The sequence below is a fragment of the Fusibacter sp. 3D3 genome (genome assembly GCF_001748365.1).
In the GTDB taxonomy this organism is placed as follows: Bacteria; Bacillota; Clostridia; order Peptostreptococcales; family Acidaminobacteraceae; genus Fusibacter_A.
This window is the reverse complement of sequence record NZ_BDHH01000046.1, coordinates 1-3,479: the sequence shown is the minus strand read 5'-3', so window position 1 is coordinate 3,479 and position 3,479 is coordinate 1. Positions and strand designations below refer to the sequence as shown.

Annotated in this window: 4 protein-coding genes, 2 pseudogenes and 1 riboswitch; all 6 genes and pseudogenes read right to left on the bottom strand. The window is 33.6% G+C overall.

Annotated elements, in window-relative coordinates; all coding sequences use genetic code 11:
* Positions 1-366 (bottom strand): annotated as a pseudogene (locus tag F3D3_RS23035) (iron ABC transporter substrate-binding protein); the annotation flags it as partial.
* 238 nt (positions 367-604) lie between these two features.
* Positions 605-775, bottom strand: a riboswitch (cobalamin riboswitch).
* A 177-nt stretch (positions 776-952) separates the two neighbouring features.
* A complete protein-coding gene (locus F3D3_RS25070; RefSeq protein WP_139132205.1) occupies positions 953-1,111 on the bottom strand; it encodes a DUF4846 domain-containing protein in 159 nt (52 codons plus the stop codon).
* Between the two features lie 46 nt (positions 1,112-1,157).
* A complete protein-coding gene (locus F3D3_RS23030) occupies positions 1,158-1,541 on the bottom strand; it encodes a hypothetical protein (RefSeq protein ID WP_069876870.1) in 384 nt (127 codons plus the stop codon).
* A 22-nt stretch (positions 1,542-1,563) separates the two neighbouring features.
* The gene (locus F3D3_RS23025) at positions 1,564-2,541 is read right to left on the bottom strand and encodes a DUF5022 domain-containing protein (protein ID WP_069876863.1); all 978 of its coding nucleotides are present in this window, start codon (positions 2,539-2,541) and stop codon (positions 1,564-1,566) included.
* A 451-nt stretch (positions 2,542-2,992) separates the two neighbouring features.
* A complete protein-coding gene (locus tag F3D3_RS24410) occupies positions 2,993-3,139 on the bottom strand; it encodes a hypothetical protein (protein ID WP_175438481.1) in 147 nt (48 codons plus the stop codon).
* Positions 3,115-3,479, bottom strand: a pseudogene (locus F3D3_RS24405) (hypothetical protein); the annotation flags it as partial. The pseudogene F3D3_RS24405 and the gene F3D3_RS24410, both read right to left, overlap by 25 nt.

The window sequence follows — 3,479 nt, the reverse complement described above, 5'->3', positions numbered from 1 at the left end:
ATATTCAGGTTTCACTGGATCATCTAAGTAGGCAGCTGCAATGATTCGATCTTCAAGTCCAAGCGCTAGAAGCGTCTCTATTGAACTCTGGTAGATTGCAACAATGCGCTCAGGCGCTTTGTCAAAAGTAATTTCAACCGGTTCTTTCGCCCAGTTATAAGTTTGAATGGTTACTGGGTAATAGGCTTCTGTCTTCTGCACAAGATCGGTGCTCTCTGTATTTGTCTCTTGAGCCGTTTCTGTTGCGTTGTTTGGTGCCACTTCCTGTGAGTCTTTTTTTACTTCGTTACCACAACCAGTTAACAACACTAACATCAAGCTCAGTGTTAAAACCATCAACTCCATTTTTTTAAATGCTAATTTCATCTTTTTCTCCTCTTGTATCTGGGAAACGCTTTAAAACAACCCGTCGTGGTACAAATACCATTTACTTTTTCACAGATCCCTATGGCAATCATAAAACCTCCCCTTTTATAATCGTGTGTGATTCAAGACATAAAAAAACACCCTCTCGGGTGTTCAATGATATTTATTAAACTGAGCTCTACTTCATTCTGATGACAGAACAATTTCGCTAAATTCCAATAAAAATCCCCATCCCCGAGAAATTGGTTTGCATTTTGGTAGGTCTCCTGGCTCGCTTTCATCCTCACATATACCTTCCCGATTTCTCAGTGGCTTTATATGCTCGTCTGGCTTACAGTAGTGGGTGCTGCTCAGGCTTTTACCTGATTCCCTTTTTCACATTTTCATGACCAAAATACTTTATGTAGTTCTTTAACAACATATTATCACTATAATATTGTGTTTGGCAACACAAAAATAAACTTTGGGTATTTAGGCCTAAGTTTATTTTTAAATGACTTATTTTATAGGATTTATTCATATGGCTTATTCGTATAGATTTTTATATTGCCTCATCTGATTTTGAACCATAATAATGGTTATAGTGTCAAAAATTGGTCTCGCATAAAACCTCATTTACGAAATGAAATTTAATTTGATCGTACTGTTTATTTGCATAGTAATATTCGGCGTAGATGCGCATAACATAGGGAGAGTCCGCACACTGGTGTATTGATTCTACTCTCCAATGTATCACCCTCTGCATTTATGAATCTTTCCATTTACAGAATGTCTCACTCTGATATTTATATTCATTCGTCTATTTGAGAAAGAACATTTCTCATTTGCTCAGCACTACTAGCTTCAACAATGTAATAGACCTCAGATGATTGATAAATGATACAATTATCGGAAAAAAGCAAATGAAATATTTCATGGTTAACCATGAAGTCTGCTTCATAACTGACATTCTGAGGATAATTCCATTCAAGGTGCCTTTTCTTCTTCTCAATCTTAAATAGTAAAAATGCATTTTCAAAACCTTGAATATCCTCAGATTTTGTAATTTTTGCACCATTCACTTTCAAATCTCGAACAGAAGCATCAGAAGGAATAAAATTATTTTTCTGAATTTCAGAAATTGAATAGATTCCGCCAAGCAAAAGTACCGTTAGAATAATAATCATTTTTTTCATAAAAATATTCCTTATCTAATAATTAATAGTGAAGTGTATAGCCGCCAAAACGAGTAGTTAATTCCTCATTTCTTGGATTAGTAATAAAGTTTACAGCTATTGGTGCAGGATTAAAATAATTTGGTGAAGTGATTGTTTTATTAATTAACTTAGTTTTGGTAATTGTATTATTATATGTTGATCCTGCATAATATTGCAGGGTATCAATTGATGTTAAGTATACATTTTCTGAGACAAGCCCAATTTGCCATCCATTTCCAATGTCAGCATAAGTATATTTAGTGCTCACATCATATATAACCCTAATTTGAACAAAGTCTTGAGAACTTCCGGAGAAATTTGTATCTTCTACATAATCGTAAAATGCTAAAATCAAGCTGATTCCACCAGCAAGATATGACAGTGGAACTGTCGTTAGACCCAAACCAGTAACTGCAAATGTTGTAGCTGCATTTGCAAAAGATTTAGCTTCTATCCCAGATGCTATAGTTTTGTTTCCAGTATCTTTATCAAATCCATATATATAGTAATCGCGCATTGGCGTCCCATTATATGTGTAATCTTGATAATAGCTTCCTCTTAACAAAGGTTTATAAGGTATTACAAGTGTCATCATACTATCAATTTCATTGTTTGCTATTGCTTCAAAACTGGCAGTTTCAATATCACTGAGTATTTCTTTTGGGATTGAATATCTAGGCAACGAATACTTAATATAGCTTGTATTTGTAAGATTAAATTCAAGTAATTGAACTTGTTGTAAAAATTCAGTTCCAGTAAGTGAATAATAGTTTCCATTACCACCCATGTATATCCCTGTATCAAGTATCAAAACAGCTTCAGTACCATTTTTCTTATTTCCCAAGATAGTTTGTCCATTATTATTTGTTGTTATGAATATCTTCTCATTCACAGTCAAATTGTTCTTTGGCACAGCACTAGTAACATTAAAAGAGCAAATTACTGTAAAAATTAAAACTATTGAAATTATTTTTTTCATAATCTAAAATATCTCCTTCTTCTAAGTATGATTTTTATACGAAAATTTAAGATGGTATGTGACTTAATTATGAAGAGTTCATACGAGCACCTCCAAATGTATTTTATAGGAATTCAATATAAATTATTTATAACAAACTATATCTATGCTATAAATACTAATATTGCGCGATGTAAATAACCTGATTTTGAGATATAAATTTTTTGTCAATTTTTAACCAAGATACACATGTCCCCAATTTTTCCTCGTAGATCCTTAGCAGCCCTGAGACATTTCAATTTTATAGTAATTACAATCAATTAATATTTCATTAGAATAAAATTTCGCATATCGCAACACTGACATTTTTCGTTTAAGGTTTCCTCTATTTTATTATGTACTATTTCTAAATGCATTTCAACATTTTGGCCTATTTGGAACAAAATACGTCCTAATTGGAACAAAAATGATATTAATGCCCTATTATAATCTCTGTTTTCATATCTTCAACGATTTGGTTTGCCTTGTCTTGAACGTTGAAGATTATCCCCCTATTTAAGATATCTTCATATTCATTTTCGAGTGAATTCGGCACTACTGCACCACTATTTTGTTGCATGTAGGTGTTGATCCCACGTTCATGCCAAAACGCCACATCACCGTAGTTCTTTTCTGCAAAAGTGAATACCAACTGGTGATAAAATCAGGATTCATACCGATTATTTCTTCTTTTGTAGGGCGACTGTCATAATATTTTATTTTTGCAAACGCGGCTTCATATTCAGGTTTCACTGGATCATCTAAGTAGGCAGCTGCAATGATTCGATCTTCAAGTCCAAGCGCTAGAAGCGTCTCTATTGAACTCTGGTAGATTGCAACAATGCGCTCAGGCGCTTTGTCAAAAGTAATTTCAACCGGTTCTTTCGCCCAGTTATAAGTTTGAATGGTTACTGGGTAAT